This is a genomic window from Actinomadura montaniterrae (assembly GCF_008923365.1).
GTDB classification, from domain to species: domain Bacteria; phylum Actinomycetota; class Actinomycetes; order Streptosporangiales; family Streptosporangiaceae; genus Spirillospora; species Spirillospora montaniterrae.
The window spans coordinates 1-15,079 of sequence record NZ_WBMR01000222.1; the positions used below are offsets into that span (position 1 = coordinate 1).

The 15,079-nt window shown below is 74.6% G+C and carries 11 protein-coding genes; 6 read left to right on the plus strand and 5 right to left on the minus strand.

The genetic code is table 11. The features are described 5' to 3' along the window. A partial coding sequence (locus tag F9B16_RS41765) for a helix-turn-helix domain-containing protein (protein WP_192809247.1) occupies positions 1–663 on the plus strand: 663 nt, incomplete at its 5' end. Between the two features lie 4 nt (positions 664–667). Further along, positions 668–2,095 (plus strand): aldehyde dehydrogenase family protein, encoded by a 1,428-nt coding sequence (locus F9B16_RS41770; RefSeq protein ID WP_151545801.1) that lies wholly within the window; start codon positions 668–670, stop codon positions 2,093–2,095. A 49-nt stretch (positions 2,096–2,144) separates the two neighbouring features. Here the strand turns inward: F9B16_RS41770 and F9B16_RS41775 are convergent, their stop codons facing one another. Further along, a complete protein-coding gene (locus tag F9B16_RS41775) occupies positions 2,145–3,176 on the minus strand; it encodes an alpha/beta hydrolase (protein WP_225992414.1) in 1,032 nt (343 codons plus the stop codon). Positions 3,177–3,359: 183 nt separating this feature from the next. Between F9B16_RS41775 and F9B16_RS41780 the strand changes: the two genes are divergently transcribed. Beyond that, entirely contained in the window at positions 3,360–4,322 is a 963-nt protein-coding gene (locus tag F9B16_RS41780) for a hypothetical protein (RefSeq protein WP_151545802.1), read from the plus strand. Between the two features lie 9 nt (positions 4,323–4,331). Here F9B16_RS41780 and F9B16_RS41785 read toward each other — a convergent pair whose 3' ends face one another. The 3 genes from F9B16_RS41785 to F9B16_RS41795 form a co-directional block, all read right to left on the minus strand. After that, positions 4,332–8,978 carry a hypothetical protein gene (locus tag F9B16_RS41785; RefSeq protein WP_151545803.1) on the minus strand — a complete coding sequence of 1,549 codons (4,647 nt, stop codon included), beginning with the start codon at positions 8,976–8,978 and terminating at the stop codon, positions 4,332–4,334. An 82-nt stretch (positions 8,979–9,060) separates the two neighbouring features. Continuing rightward, complete coding sequence (locus tag F9B16_RS41790) at positions 9,061–10,311, minus strand: cytochrome P450 (protein ID WP_225992415.1); 1,251 nt, start codon at positions 10,309–10,311, stop codon at positions 9,061–9,063. A 36-nt stretch (positions 10,312–10,347) separates the two neighbouring features. Then, positions 10,348–11,712 carry a glutamine synthetase family protein gene (locus F9B16_RS41795; RefSeq protein ID WP_225992416.1) on the minus strand — a complete coding sequence of 455 codons (1,365 nt, stop codon included), beginning with the start codon at positions 11,710–11,712 and terminating at the stop codon, positions 10,348–10,350. Between the two features lie 156 nt (positions 11,713–11,868). On the opposite strand from F9B16_RS41795, the gene F9B16_RS41800 reads away from it, so the two are divergent. Further along, positions 11,869–12,657 (plus strand): acetoacetate decarboxylase family protein, encoded by a 789-nt coding sequence (locus F9B16_RS41800; protein ID WP_151545804.1) that lies wholly within the window; start codon positions 11,869–11,871, stop codon positions 12,655–12,657. A 4-nt stretch (positions 12,658–12,661) separates the two neighbouring features. Here F9B16_RS41800 and F9B16_RS41805 read toward each other — a convergent pair whose 3' ends face one another. After that, positions 12,662–13,144 carry a VOC family protein gene (locus F9B16_RS41805; RefSeq protein ID WP_151545805.1) on the minus strand — a complete coding sequence of 161 codons (483 nt, stop codon included), beginning with the start codon at positions 13,142–13,144 and terminating at the stop codon, positions 12,662–12,664. Between the two features lie 649 nt (positions 13,145–13,793). Between F9B16_RS41805 and F9B16_RS53160 the strand changes: the two genes are divergently transcribed. Next, on the plus strand, positions 13,794–14,183 hold the full coding sequence (locus F9B16_RS53160; protein WP_225992417.1) for a hypothetical protein: 390 nt from the start codon (positions 13,794–13,796) through the stop codon (positions 14,181–14,183). Between the two features lie 169 nt (positions 14,184–14,352). After that, positions 14,353–14,841, plus strand: a complete 489-nt coding sequence (locus F9B16_RS41815; RefSeq protein WP_151545806.1) for a DinB family protein — start codon at positions 14,353–14,355, stop codon at positions 14,839–14,841. The last annotated feature ends 238 nt before the right edge of the window (positions 14,842–15,079 follow it).

The window sequence follows — 15,079 nt, forward strand, 5'->3', positions numbered from 1 at the left end:
CTCCCCGCCGCCGGCCCGGCCGTGCCGCGCGGACCGGTCCGGGTGCTGGCCTGCGCGGGCGGCGGCGCCGTGATCGACGCGCTGGAGACCGACCCCGCCGGGGAGCGCTGCCTGGCCGCGCCGCTCGACGGCGGCACCGCCGTGATCGTCCCGGACGAACTGACCGGCGCGGTCACGGCGCTTCTCGCGGGCACCGGCCCCATCGGCGTCAGCGATCTCGAGGAGGCGGACGCCGGGGCCGGGGCCCTCGCCGGGGCGCTGCGGCAGGCGGAGGACGCGCTCGCGGCGGCCCGCCGCACCGGACGGCCCGTCCTGCGGCACGCGGACCTGCCGGGGCAGGGCGTCCTCGGGCTGCTGGAGCCGGAGGCCGCGCGGGCCTTCGCCGAGGCGCTGCTCGCCCCGCTGGCCGCCGAGGACCTGGTCGGGACGGTCCGCGCCTACGTCGCCGCCAACGGGCAGGGCGAGGCCGCCGCCCGGGCGCTCGGCGTGCACCGGCACACCCTGCGGTCCCGGATCCGCAAGGCCGCCGAGCTGCTCGGCCGCGATCTCGACGACCCCGCCGCCCGCGCCGAACTGTGGATCGCACTGGCCGTCACGTCCAACGAGGGCGGCGCGATTGGCCGTCCTGGAGACTCGCCATCCGGCCCGCCGGAGATAGCGTGAGGTCATGAACGTGACCCCATTCTGGCTGGCCGGTCGCCCCGAGACCGGTGACGGTGAGCTGACCGTTACGCACCCCTACGACGGCCGGGTGGTCGGGACGGCCGCCGTGCCGACGCCCGCGCAGGTGGAAGAGGCGGTCGCGGCGGCCGACGCGATCCGCAAGCAGGCCGCGGCGCTCCCGCTGCACGTGCGCGCGGAGGCCCTCGCGCACGTGTCCGCGCGGCTCGCCGAGCGCGCCGAGGAGGTCGCCCGGCTGATCACCGGCGAGAACGGGAAGCCGCTGCTGTGGGCGCGCGGCGAGGTGACCCGCGCGATCTCCACGTTCCGGTTCGCCGCCGAGGAGGCCCGCCGGTTCAGCGCCACCACCCAGCGGCTGGACACCGACCCCGCCGCCGAGGGCCGGATGGCGTACATCACCCGCGTGCCGAAGGGCCCGGTGCTCGGCATCTCGCCGTTCAACTTCCCGCTGAACCTCGCCGCCCACAAGATCGCCCCGGCGATCGCGGCAGGCACCCCCATCGTGCTGAAGCCGGCGCCCGCGACACCGCTGTCGGCGCTGCTGCTCGGCGAGCTGCTCGCCGAGACGGACCTGCCCGCCGGGATGTTCTCCGTCCTGCCGGTCCCGAACGACCGGGCGTCCGCGCTCGTCGACGACCCGCGGCTGCCGATCGTGTCGTTCACCGGGTCCGTGCCGGTCGGCTGGGCGATCAACGACCAGGTGCCGCGCAAGCACGTCACCCTTGAGCTCGGCGGCAACGGCGCCGCGGTCGTGCTGCCGGACGCCGACCTCGACTGGGCCGCCAAGCGGATCGGGCTGTTCTCGAACTACCAGGCCGGGCAGAGCTGCATCGCGGTCCAGCGCGTCTACGTCGACCGGTCGGTGTACGAGGAGTTCGTGCCGAAGCTCGTCGAGCAGGTCGGCTCCCTCGTCACCGGCGACCCGTGGGACGACAAGACGCAGGTCGGCCCGCTGGTCAGCCAGGACGCCGCCGAGCGCGTCGAGGCCTGGGTGGACGAGGCCGTCGCGGCGGGCGCGAAGGTCCTGGTGGGCGGCACCCGCGAGGGCGCGACGTACGCCCCGACCATCCTCGCCGACGTCCCCGCCGACGCGAAGGTGGCGCGCGAGGAGGTCTTCGGGCCGGTCATGCTGGTCCAGCCCGTCGACGGGGTGGACGAGGCGTTCGCGCTGGTCAACGACTCGAAGTTCGGGCTGCAGGCGGGCGTGTTCACGCGGAACCTCGACATCGCGTTCCGCGCCCACCGGGAGCTGGACGTGGGCGGCGTCGTCATCGGCGACGTCCCGTCCTACCGCGCCGACCAGATGCCGTACGGCGGCGTGAAGGACTCCGGCGTCGGGCGCGAGGGGCTGCGGTCGGCGATGGCCGACTACACCGAGGAGAAGGTCATGATCTTCACCGGCCTCCCCCTCTGATCCCCGCGCTCATGGGCCCGCCCCCGCCCCGGGGGCGGGCCTTTGCGGGTCAGAGGAGGCCGGTCCGCAGCGCCCCGGCCGCTTCGGAGAGGGCCTCCTGGAACCGGCCGCCGAGCCCCCACATGTTCGCGAACCCGTGGATGAGGTCCTCCTGCCGGCGCAGCGCGACCCGCACCCCGGACTCCTGCAGCCGCTTCGCGAACGCCTCCCCCTCGTCCCGCAGCGGGTCGAACCCGGCGGTGACGAGGTAGGTGGCCGGGAACCCGCTCAGGTCGTCCGCGAGCAGCGGCGACGCCTTCGGGTCGGTGCGCCGCGCCACGTCCGGGCAGTAGTGGTCGCTGAACCAGACCATGTCCGCGTCGGTCAGGTAGAAGCCGTCCGCGAACAGCTCCCGGGACCGCCGCCGCACCGACATGTCGGTCGCCGGGTAGAACAGCAGCGCGAAGTCCGGCCTGCGGTCCGCGAACGCCCCGACGACCGCCGCGAGGTTCCCGCCCGCGCTGTCGCCGCCGACCGCGATCGCGTCCGGGGACGCCCCGAGCGCCGCCGCGTTCTCCACCGCCCACGCGTACGCCGCGAGCGCGTCGTCCGCCGCCGCCGGGAACGGGTGCTCAGGCGCGAGCCGGTAGTCCACCGAAAGCACCCGCACCTCCGCGTTCACCGCGAGGTACCGGCAGACCGAGTCGTGCGTCCCGATGTCGCCGATCACCCAGCCGCCGCCGTGGAAGAACACCAGCACCGGCGAGCCCTCCGCCAGCCCCTTCGGCTCGTACAGCCGCGCCGGGACGGTCTCGGCGGCGGTGAGGTCCCGCGTCCGGACCGGCCGCTCCGGCAGCCGGTTGATGTACTGCTGCCCGCGCGCGAGGCCCTGCCGTGCCTCCGCCGGCGTCGCCCCGGTCAGGCTCGCGCCCTCCAGCCGCGTCATCAGCAGGAGCAGCTGCGCGTCCAGCGCGAGCCGCTGCCCGTCCCGCACCACCGGCCGCCCGGCGATCAGCCGCCGCACCGGATCGGGGAGCGCGTACACGGCGCGGAGCACGGCGCCCGCGACCGACGGCGGGACCATTTCGGCGAGCTGCGGCATCGACCCTCCAACCACTCGGACGTTCCGGACACCGTACCCCCGCAACCCCACCCATCCGAACACGATTCGGTCAAGCCCCTTCGGCTCCCCGGTGCGCGCCCGCGGCGGCCCGGGACGGCCGGAACGCCGTGCGGGCAAGGGGTTCTGGTGGTCGGGCGGGGTGGCTAGGATCGTCGCGGCCGGGTGGCGGAGCGTGACTGGAGCGGGCGGATGCAGCGGTTCTGGAGGTTGCTCACGGGTTACGTCGACGTCGGCGTCGCGTTCGTGCTGGCCGTGGTCATCCTGGGCCTGGACGTCACCGGCATCGCGTCCACCAGCGTGGTGCAGAGCGCGACGATGGCGACGCTCGCGGTCGTGTCGATCGTCCTGCTGCGCGACCGGGCCCGCGGCGACACCCGCGGCGAGCTCGTCCAGGAGTCGGTGAACGCGCTGGCGGACGGGCTGCGCCGGCAGCCGGACGTGCAGGTCGTCAGCGGCGCCGACTGCAACCGGGTGCTCGCCGAGGCGCGCCGCGACACCCGGGTGTGGTGGTTCCGCGGCGCGACCGGCGCCTACGTCCGCGCGGTCACGCTCCCCGAGTGCGTGCGGACCGCGCGTCCGCTGCGGCGCAAGCTCGAGTTCCGGCTGGAGATCCTCGACCCGATGGACCCGGACCTGTGCGGCCGGTTCGTCGGCCTGCACCAGCGGCTGGCGACCGCGCAGGACGCGCCCGAGCAGGCCTGGTCCGTCGAGGAGACGCGGCGCGAGCTGTTCGCGACGATCCTCGCCGGCTGCTGGCACCAGCAGCGCTACGAGATGCTCGACATCGACATCCGGCTGTCGTCGGCGTACTCGCTGCTGCGCTACGAGATGTCGACCAGCTGCCTGGTCTTCACCCAGCGCGGCCCGGAGTTCCCGGCGCTGGTCATCAACAGCGGCACGCCGACGTACCAGTGCTGGGAGTCGGAGCTGCACGTCAGCTTCCAGCAGGCCAAGCGGCTGCCGCTGGACACCGTCAAGCACCTGCGGCTCGGCGAGCAGCCGACGCCGGACGAGATGAGGCGGGTGTTCCTCGGCCTCGGCATCGAGCTGCCCGCCGACTACACCCAGAACGACCTCAAGGAGATCCGCCGGCTGGCGCTGGAGGCGGGCGACCCCTACGCGTAGCGGCGGCGGCTAGGTCGGACGGCGGGCCGTCCAGGCGTTCTCGAACATCTCGTGGAGGGGGCGCGGGGGCAGCAGGCGGAGGAACGGCCCGCCCGCGGTCTTGTCGCGCCCCGCCCTGGCCAGGTGGGCGGCGAGCTTCGCGGTCTCGACGGGGAGTTCGGGGGCCTTGAGCGCGAGCCATTCGCCGGGGATGAACGCGGTGCGGCCCGCGCGGGCGCGCTTGTCCTCTTGAACGAGGGCGCGGTCCACGAGCTCCGCCTGGGCCGCCTTGTGCCGCGCGGCCGTCCAGCCGTTCCACTTGCGGACGTTCCGGTCGGTCGGGCGCAGCAGCGTGAGCAGTTGCAGGTAGAGCGCCGCCGCGTCCTCGCTCGTGCCGAGTTCGGCGGCGGCCTCGGCGACCAGGTCGGGGACGCTGAGCAGCGGGTTCGCCTCGTAGCCGCCGGGCGGGACGGGCGTCGCGGCGGCGCGGGCCGCCATGCCGGCGACGGCGTCCGCGCGCGCCCGGACGGCGTCGACGCGGCGGAGCAGCTCGTGCAGACCGTGGTCGGCGCAGAGGTCTTCGAAGCGCGCGCGGGCCGCCGGGTCGGCGAGCGCCGACGGGCGCAGCACGACGGACGCCCGCCGCTGCCGGCCGTCGACGATCAGCAGGCCGTCGTCGAAGGCGAGGGCGGACGCGTCGGCCTCCGCCGGCACCTCGCCCGCGGTCACCCGGCGGACCGGATGGGTGTGCGGCCCGAACAGCAGCCTGCGCCGCTCGGTGTCGCCGAGGGAGAGCTCGCCGAGCGGGAACAGCAGGCCGGGCGCGGCCAGCCGGGCTTCCAGCCGCGCGGCGAGGGCGGCCGCGCCGGGGGTCGCCGGATCGCCGACGGGGCGCTCGGTCAGCGCCCACACCAGCACGGACGCGAGCGGGTCGTACGGGTCGCCGTACAGGCCCCGCGGGCTCGCCGTGCCGCTGGGCGAGACGGTGTGGACGCCGATCCCGTACGGTTCGCGGTCGGCGACGACGCAGGTCAGGTCGTCGGCGGCGAGCGTGGACGCGGCGGGGTCGGCGAGGACGGTGGCCCACTGGTCGGCGCCGCCGAAGCCGCGTTCCAGGTCGGCGACGAGGTCCTCGTCGACGGCGGCGCGGCGGCCGAGGAGCCCCGACCAGGCCTCGGCCATGCGCGCGGCGGCGGCCGCGAAGCCGCCCTCCTCCCACAGCTCGGCGGGGTCGCCGGGCAGCGCGGCGGCGACGACGCGCTGCCGGCCGGGGACGCCGAGGCGGCTCGAGAGGTCCTCGGCCTCCCGCGCGATCTGCCTGGTCGCCGAGTACGGCTTGGTCCGCAGCATCTTCTCGTGGGCGTCGAACCGGGTGCCGGCGTCGCCGCCCACGTAGGCGCGCCGGGGCAGGCCGTCGAGGACGAGGGTCGCGATCGCGCGGCGGACGCCGGTGCCCCGCGTGAACGCGGCGACGGCGTCCTTGTCCGGCGCGAGCGGCCCGTGCCGGTCGTACAGGTCGAGGAGGCGGCGGAGCCGGGCGGCGTCGTCGCGGGTGACGGTGACGGTCTCGGTCTTCTTCGCGCCGGCCGGCTCCGGGGCGTCGGCGCGCTGCACGAACCGGTAGGCGCGCTCGGGGTCGATCGGCCCGTCGGCGGACGGGACCACGCCGACGATGACGGTCGCGTCGAGCCCGGCGAGGGCCGCGCCGGTCGCGTAGCCGCGCCGCCAGGTGCCGGGGCGCGCGAACGGCTGGTCCGCCCAGGTGCGCAGCAGCGCGGCGAGGGCCGCCCGGTCCCGGTCCGGGGTTCCGGGTGCGACGAGCCGCCACGCCGCCGCGTCGATCGCGCCGAGCAGCGGCGACCAGTCGAGGGGGCGCGCGGGCGGGCTGACCAGCCGGACGGTCTCGTCGATCGCGCCGTCGAGGAACCGGCCGTCGGCGGCGATCGCGGTGACGGTCGCGGGCCGTGGCGCCCGCTCCTCCCTCGCGTGCAGCGGCGGCGCGGGCAGCAGCCCGAGCAGCGCGTCGTCCAGGTCGGGGTCGGGGGTCTCGGCGGGCGGCCGCACCCGCGCGCCGGACCGGATCACCTCGACGCGGCGCGACAGCGCACGCCGGCGGCCCAGCGCGGCCGCGGCGCGCAGCACCGTGTCGACGACCCCGGCGACGATCGCCGGGTCGGTCACCTCGGGCAACTCGCGGGCCAGCGCGTCCCGCACCGCCTCCGGCGAGGGCGCCGCGTCCAGCAGGATGCGGGCGGTCTCCTCGCTGGTGCGGCGGAGCGCCGCGGAGGAGGCGGCGTCGCGCGGGGCGAGGAAGTGCCAGAAGGCGGGCGGCGGGAGCTGCGGCCGGTCCTTGCGGTCCGGCCACGGCTTGGCCTCGCCCCCGGGGAACGGGCGCCCCTCCCACAGCAGCGAACCGTCGGACGGGTCGTGGCAGCGCATCTCCCTGATCGCGCTGTAGCGGACCGACGCCATCACCAGATCGGGGCCGCCGGGCATGCGGAGGACGCCCCACGGGGTGCCGCCGTTCTTGGTGTAGCGGAGCCCTCCGCGGCGGCCGTCGACGCCCTCGATCGTCCAGCCGGACGGCGGCCGGCCGCGCTCCGCCTCCCGCTCGGCGACGCGGAAGCCGGCGAGGCCGCCGGAGGAACCGAGCGGCGACCCGGTCACTTCGTCGGGGAGCCGGACGAGGCTGCACTGGTCGAAGTCCCACGCCCCGTCGTCGCCGGGTGGTTCGGCGGCGAAGAAGTCCGGCAGCGCGCCGGCGGGCCGCTGCTCGCCGGACGCGAGGTCGAGCACCGTCCAGTCGCCGAGCGAGCGCGCATAGCTCGGCGAGCTCCAGATGCGGGAGCCGTCGGAGAACTGCCGCTCACGGCGGCCCATGCCCTCCCGGCCTCCGGGCGGCAGGACGCGCTCGCCGTCGAAGCGTCCGCCGCCGGCCTCGAGCTGGAAGCCGAGCGCGCCCTGCTGCGGCCCGCGCCAGGCCTGCAGCCCGTAGTTGACGGCGGGCTCGAAGACGTCGCCGGGGGCGCTCGCCCAGAACGCGTGCGTGGCGGCGCTCGCGTGCTCGCGCTCGGACCAGCCGATGAGGAAGTCGCCGCCCGCGTAGTGGACGGTGTGCAGCGTCGTCCCCTCGGGGAGGGGGAACGCGCACTCGCCGCGCCGTCCCGCGTGGTCGACGGCGATCGCCCGGCCCCGCCCGTAGACGGTCAGGACGGGCCAGGTGCACGTCACGCCGGCGACGGGCCCGCCGAGGTCCGCGAGCGCCTCGTCCAGCGCGGGCCAGCCGAGTTCGGCGACGATCCCGGCGCGGAGCGTGCGGGCGAGCGGGACGATGAGGTCGAGCCCGGCGAGCGCGTCGCCGAGGCCGTCCAGCGCGGCGGCCGTCGGGGGGTCGAGCAGGCCTTCCAGCACGGCCACGGCCTGCTCGGCGGCGGCGACCCCGCCTTCGGCGACCCGATCGATCTGGCGGCCGATCCGTTCGTGGACGGCCTTCTCCACGCCGGGCGTCTCGGGGAGCCGCGAGATCGCGGTGCCCTGCCGCAGCTTCGCGTGGACGGTGCCCTCCAGCCGCGGCCCGAACACCGGGTCGGCGGCGAGCGCCTTCAGGTCGCGACGGGACTTCTCGCCCCAGAAGTTCAGCCGCACATCCTCGCCCAGGTCGTGCACGGCGACGCCTTCGGCGAGGCACGCGTCGACGAGGTCGGCGTCGAACGGCCGGACGCCCCCGTAGCGCGACTCGTGCAGCCGCACCGGGACGGCCTCGGCGCGCAGCCGGGCCGCCAGGCGCGGCAGCACGGCGTACAGCTCGTCCGGCATCGGCTGGGCGGTGATGCCGCCATAGGCGACGCGGACGTAGGAGTAGTGCGCGGCGAACGCGCTGAGCCAGCCCGCGAGCCCGCCGGACGGGCGGACCTCGCCGTCCGCCATCGCGTCGACGATGCCGGCGGCGTCCAGCATCCGCAGCCACGCGGACCCGTCGACCGCGCCGGTCGGGAAGATCTCCGCGAGCCCGGCGCGCAGGGCGGCGGGCGGCGGCGCCTTGGCGAACACCCTCGCGGCGCCGTCGAGCACGCCGTCCGGGACGGCGGTGCCGCGCGCGTCGGCGAGGGCCTGCGCGAGGATCTCCGCGTCCTCGGACAGCCCGAGCCCGGCGGCCTTCGCCGACCTGCGGACGCGGCTGTGCAGGTCGGCGGGCGGCGCGGCGCCGGCCCGTCCCCAGGCGGCGACGAACCGGGCGAACTCGCGGTGCGCGCGGTCGGCCGGGTACGTCGCGGCGAGCCACTCCTGGTGCTCGCGGATCCGCGCGGCGCCGATGGCCCCGCCGCCCGCGAACAGGAGGGCGTTGTCCACCCGGTACTGGGCGTCGACCGGCAGCGCGTGCCGGGCCTCGGCGTCGCGGGCGTCCGCGTAGGCGGTGGCGGCGTGCCGGGGCGCGATCCGGATCAGCCGGTGCCCGACGGTGTCCCAGAACCAGGGGAGGTGCGCGGCGGGCAGGCGGCGCACCTCCCGCTTCATGTCGTCCAGGAACCGGCCGGGACGCGCGTACGCGCGCGCGAGCCCGGTACGGACGGTCGTGAACAGCTTCTCCGCGTCGGGCGCGGTATCGGGGTCGGCCTCCCCGACCCAGTCCAGGTAGAGGGTCGACTGCGCGGGGTCTGCCGGGAGCTGCGGGGACATGGCGGGCAGTATGGCAGCGTCCCCGGACATAACACGCGGGAAACGATCAAGCCGGGACCCGGGCCGGTGATCAGGCCGGTGATCAGGCCAGCGCGACGGTCACCGGCATCTCCTTGATCCCGTTGACGAAGTTGGACCGCACCCGCCGGATCCCGCCCGCGAGCCGCACGTCCGCCAGCCGCGGCAGCAGCTCCTCGAACATGATCCGCATCTCCAGCCGGGCGAGCGCGCTGCCCAGGCAGAAGTGCGAGCCCTTCCCGAACGCGATGTGGTCGTTCGGGGTCCGGGTCACATCGAACCGGTACGGGTCGGCGAACACGTCCTCGTCGCGGTTCGCGGACGCGAACCACAGCACGACCTTGTCGCCCGCCCGGATCGCGGTGCCGCCGACCTCGGTGTCGCGGGTCGCGGTGCGGCGGAAGTGGTACACCGGCGACGCCCAGCGCAGGAACTCCTCCACCGCGACCGGCATAAGCTCCGGCTCCTCGCGCAGCCGCTCCGCCTGCTCTGGATGCTCGATCAGCGCGCGCATCGCGTGCGTGATGGCGTGCCGGGTCGTCTCGTTGCCGGCGACGACCAGCAGCAGGAAGTAGTTGTCGAAGTCGCGGTCCGACAGCGGCACGCCGTCCATCGGCGTCTGGTTGACCAGCCGGCTGACCAGGTCGGTGCCCGCCCCGCCGCGTCGCTTCGCCGCCAGCTCCCGCCCGTACTCGAACACCTCCAGCGACGCCGGGCTGCGGAACGGCAGGTCGCGGTAGCGCTCGCTCTCCTCGCTGTGCAGCAGGACGTCCGCGTAGTCCGGGTCGGTGTTGGCGATGATCCGGTTGCCCCAGTCGATGAGCTTCCGCGTGTCGCCGTCGGGGACGTCCAGCATCCGCGCCAGCACGTTGATCGGGAAGTCCGCGGCGATCTCCGCGACGAAGTCGAAGGTGCCGTGCGCGAGCGCCCGGTCGAGCGTCCGCGCGGTCAGGCCGCGCAGGAACGTCGCGTACCCGGCGACGGCGCGCGGCGTGAACTCGCGCTGCAGGACGCGGCGGAGCGCGTTGTGGCGCGGCCCGTCCGTCTCCAGCAGCGAGCGCCGGATCTCGGCCTGCCGCTCGTCCACCTCCTCCAGGTTCACGAACTTCTCCGAGGTGAACCGCTCCTGGTCGCGGTCGACCGCGACGACGTCGGCGTGCCTGGTCAGCGACCAGAACCCGCTGCCGCCGTCGGACTCGGGGTTCCAGTGGACGGGCTCGGTGCGGCGCAGCGCGTCGAACATCCGCCAGGGCGTCTCGTCGTCGAGGAAGTTGCCGGGGTCCGCGAGGTCCACGGCCAAGGTGTCACCGGTCAACGCGCATGCTCCTTGTGGGTGGCCTTACAGGTGGCCTCAGAGGTGGTAGGCGTACTCGCGGAACTCCCAGTCGGTGACGTGCCGCTGGAACCGCGCGACCTCGTCCCGCTTGTAGGCGAGGAACGCCGACACGAACCGCTCGCCGAGCACGCCGGTCAGGGCCTCGTCCGCTTCGAGGGCGTCCAGCGCGGCGGTCAGGTCACCGGGCAGGACGGGCGCCTTGGCGGCGTCGTAGCCGTAGCCCTCCAGCGGCGGCGGGGCGTCGAGCTTGTCGCGGACGCCCAGGTAGACGGCCGCGAGCAGGCCCGCGACGCCGAGGTAGGGGTTGGCGGAGGCGTCCCCCAGCCGGACCTCCAGCCGGGACGCGGCGCCCCGCTCCGGCGGGATCCGCACCATCGCGCTGCGGTTGTCGAGCCCCCAGTCGATCAGCCACGGCGCGAGCGTGTCGGGCCCGAACCGCTTGTAGGAGTTGATCGTCGGGTTCAGCAGCGCGGCGAGCGCGGGCGCGTGCTCCAGCACCCCGGCGACCGCCTGGTGTGCCGTCTCCGACAGGCCGTGCTCGCCGTCGCCCTCGAACGCGTTCCGCCCCTCCGCGTCCAGGCAGGACAGGTGGACGTGGAACCCGGAGCCGCCCTCGTCGTTGAACGGCTTGGTCATGAAGGTGGCGAGCAGGCCCTCCGTCCGGGCGATCTCCTGGACGGCGGACTTGAAGCGGAACGCGCGGTCGGCGGCGTCCAGCGCACCCGAATGGTCCAGGTTGATCTCGAACTGGCCGCCGCCGAACTCGTGGTTGCCCATCGTCACGCCGAGCCCGAGGTCGCGCAGGTGGCGGAGGGTCCGCAGCAGGTGGTTGCCGGGGTCGCCCCTGAGGCCGGACGAGTAGACGTTGCCGGGCGCGTCCCCGTACCGGCGCCATCCCGTGGGCGAGGAGTCGTCGGGCTCGCAGAGGTAGTACTCCAGCTCGGGTCCGGCGACCGGTTCGAGACCGATCTCGCCCATCCGGGCGACGGCGCGGCGCAGCACGTCGCGCGGGCCCTCGGCGCACAACTCGCCGCCGCCGGGCTCGTAGGCGTCGGCGAGGCAGGACGCGACGCCCGGCTCCCACGGCAGCGCCGCGAGCGTCGACAGGTCGGGGCGCACGCAGATGTCGGGGAGCCCCGCGTCGAGCCCGCCCGCGACGTCCACCACGTCGCCCCGCGGGCTGGTGTGGTAGATCGCGCGGCAGAACGACAGGCCGTGCTCGGCGACCGCGGGCAGCCGCTCGACCAGCACGTCCCGGGCCCGGTCGACGCCGATCAGGTCGGGGTACTGGACGCGGACGACGTCGACGCCGCCGGCGGTCAGCCGGCGCACCGCGTCCTGCACCGGCTCGGCGCCGGCGGCGGGCTCCTGTCGGCTCACTCGCTCGCTCCCCTCCGGGTTCGTTTGGGCTCAAACCATATGGCGGCCATCGGATCCTGACAAGAGTCCCGCCGCCCAGACCTCGATCACCAGGGGCGGAGTGACAAAACCGGGCGGGCGGCCTATCGTATGGGCCCAAACGAAATGGAGGTCCCGGTGGCGCACGTGCGAGGATTCCTGCACCCGAAGACCGCGACGGGCCGCTCGTCGCTGATCCCGAGCCCGCCCTGGCACTACTCGGGCGACCTGCTCACCGTCGAGTACCGCACCGACCCCGCCCGCGTCGCCGAACTGCTGCCGGACCCCCTCGCCCCCGCCCCCGACGACCCCGGCGCCGTCGCGATCATCTGGGCCGACTGGCAGTCCTGCTCCGACTCCGCCGAGGAGCTGCTCGACCCCGTCCGCGCCCAGTACAAGGAGTGCTTCGTCGTCGTCCGCTGCTCGTTCGAGGGCCGGACGTACTCCCGCTGCGTCTACATCTGGGTCGACAAGGACTTCGCCATCGCCCGCGGCCTGCACCAGGGCTACCCGAAGAAGTTCGGCTCCGTCCACCAGACCCGCCCGCACCCCTACGGCCGCGGCGCCCCGCGCATCGCCCCCGGCGGACGGTTCGGCGCCACCCTCGCCGCCGCCGACCGCCGCCTCGCCGAGGCCGTCGTGACGCTGCGCGAACCGTCCGAGACCAACGGCTTCGTCAACGGCCACCCGATGGCCCACCACCGCCACCTGCCGTCCATCGAACCCGGGCGCCCTCCGGCCCTGGACGAGCTGATCGAGTCCGGCGGCGCCGCCTTCGAGGCCGGCCAGGCCTGGACCGGCGACGCCGACCTGCGGCTCTTCGACTCCCCCACCGAGGAGCTGTCCCGGCTCACCGTCGAGGAGCCCATCGCCGCCTACTACCGCCAGGTCGGCGTCACCTGGAACGGCGGCCGCGTCCTCGCCTGAGGGATCACGCCGGAAGCGCGGGCCCCAGGCTCGCCTGCACGTATGCCATACCCTCGGCGAACCGCGGATCCATCGCGCGCTCGCCGATCTCCTCGGGCGTCAGCTCGGCGAGCCGCTCCTGGATCCACCACACATTGCCCAGCGGGTCCCGGACGCGCCCGACCTTGTCGCCCCAGAACAGCTCGGTCGGACGGGTGACCACGCTCGCGCCCGCCGCGACGGCGCGCTCCACGACCGCGTCGGCGTCGTCCACGAACAGCCGGAGCAGCCCCGGCGTCTCGACCGGGAACGGCGAGTCGAACATGAGCACGATCGAGTCGCCGATCCGGGCCTCGGCGTGCCCGATCCGCCCGTCCACCTCCATCCGGCTCAGCTCCTCGCCGCCGAACACGTCCTCGATGAATCGGATCAGCGCCGCGGTGTCCCGCGTGACGATCCACGGCGTGACCGTGCCGTACCCCTCGGGCGCCTTGGGAAAGTCGGCCATGATGTCCCCTCTCTCGCGGCTCCCCACTCTAACAGAACGGAATGATTCGTTCCACTAGTTGAGCTCCAGCGACGTGGCCCCGAATCCGTGCGCACGCTCGCCACCGCCGCGGACACGGGCCGCTTCCAGCACGCCGCGGCAGAGCCGCCCATCACCAGCAGGCGGTCTCCAAGCGCATCGCCGCCCTCGAGAAGGACCTCGCCTCTTCACCCGCACCGCCCGCGGAGCCCGCCTCACCATCGACGGGCAGGCGTTTCTCCCGCCCTCCTCCAGGCCGAGGAACGCGCCCTCGCCTCCGGCCGCCGCGCGCTCCGCGTCGACGTGATCGGCCGCTGCCTCGCCCCCGCCGGCCTCCTGCGCGACTTCCACCGCGCCCGCCCCGGCACCCCCTCGACGTCGTCACCCTCTTCGACGACGCCGCCGCACTCGACGCGGTCGCCGCACTCGACGCGGTCGCCGCCGGCACCATCGACGCATCCTTCCGCGCCCTCACCGCCCCCGGCCGGCTCCCCGCCGGCCTCGCATCAGCGCGCGTCCTCGACGAACCCGTCCAGCTCGTCACCGGCCCGGCCCACGCCTTCGCCGCCGCCCGCCGCGTCCGCCCCGCCGGACACCACATCTGGATGCCCGGCATCGTCTCCCGCACCGAATGGGCCGCCTTCTACGACGACCTCGCCGCCGCCTTCGGCCTCACCATTCGGCCCCCTTCGGCCTCGAACCGCTCCTCGACGCCATCGCCGACTCCGCCGCCCTCGCCACCTTCGTCGGCGACCGGACCCGCCTCGTCTGGCCCGCCGACCACGGCCTGCGCCGCATCCCCGTCCACGACCCGACGCCCGTCTACCCGCACTCCCTCATCTGGCACCGCGACAACCCGCACCCCGCCCTCACCGCACTCCGCGCCCACCTAGGCTCACCACCCGCCGCCCCCGGAACCTGGACCCCACCCTGGGCCCACCACACACCGTCCCCGCCCCGGCCCTGCGAGCCACCGAAGCGCACCACCGGACGACGCACCGCCAGCACGTCGGACATGTGAGACCCGCTGCGTCCACGCCCGCCGCCTGCCCACTTCGCGCCCGCGCATCCATGTTTCGACGGGCATCGAGATGTCCGGAGCCTAGATTGCGCACCGGAGCCGTTCTCGGTCTCCGCCGGATCAGGCCAGCCCTATCCGACCACGTGACGCATTGAACTGGAGGCCGAGAATGTCGGACGAGGTTCCGACCACGGACGATCGGGAGCCGGCGCTGGTCGTGACTTCAATGATCGACCACGTCCTCGACCTGGCCGCCACCTGGACGAACTGGGACGGTCGCCCGATGCACGCCGACGAGCGGCTCTACACCCCGCACAAGGCGATCCGCCGAGTCACCGATCACCTCATCGACCACCTGGCCGAGGTGGAAGCACGGCTGGCCGGCAGCCCCACGACCCCCGACCGCTGGCACGCATCAGCGAGCACGACCCCCGCCGACCTGGCCCCCTTCACCGACCAGGACTTGGACGAGGCCAGAAGTCGACTCACCAGGCTCAGCCAGATCTGGGCCGCCCGCCTGACCGCGCTCACCCCGGATCAGCTCGACCGATCCCCCGGTGCGGGCTGGACATTCCGCCAGATCGCATTCCACGTGGCAGAGTCGGCCTACTACGCCGACGCCGTGGGTGACCTCTCGGTAGCCGGATCCGATCACTGACCTATGAGGCCGTAAAAGTCTGTGGCGCCAGCACGTCGGCGGCCGCTCAGGCGTGAGCGCTCGGGAGCTCGGGCGGGACGGTGCTGGGAGGACGGCAAGAGGGATACTCGGAAAATCACAAGAGGGGTGTTCGGGTGGTGGGGTGGCGCTTGCGTACGGGGCCGCCCCTCCAAAGTCAAGGGCGCCTTCGGCGTCGCTACGCGATGGACTTCGTCCACCCGTGACTTTGGAGCCTCTG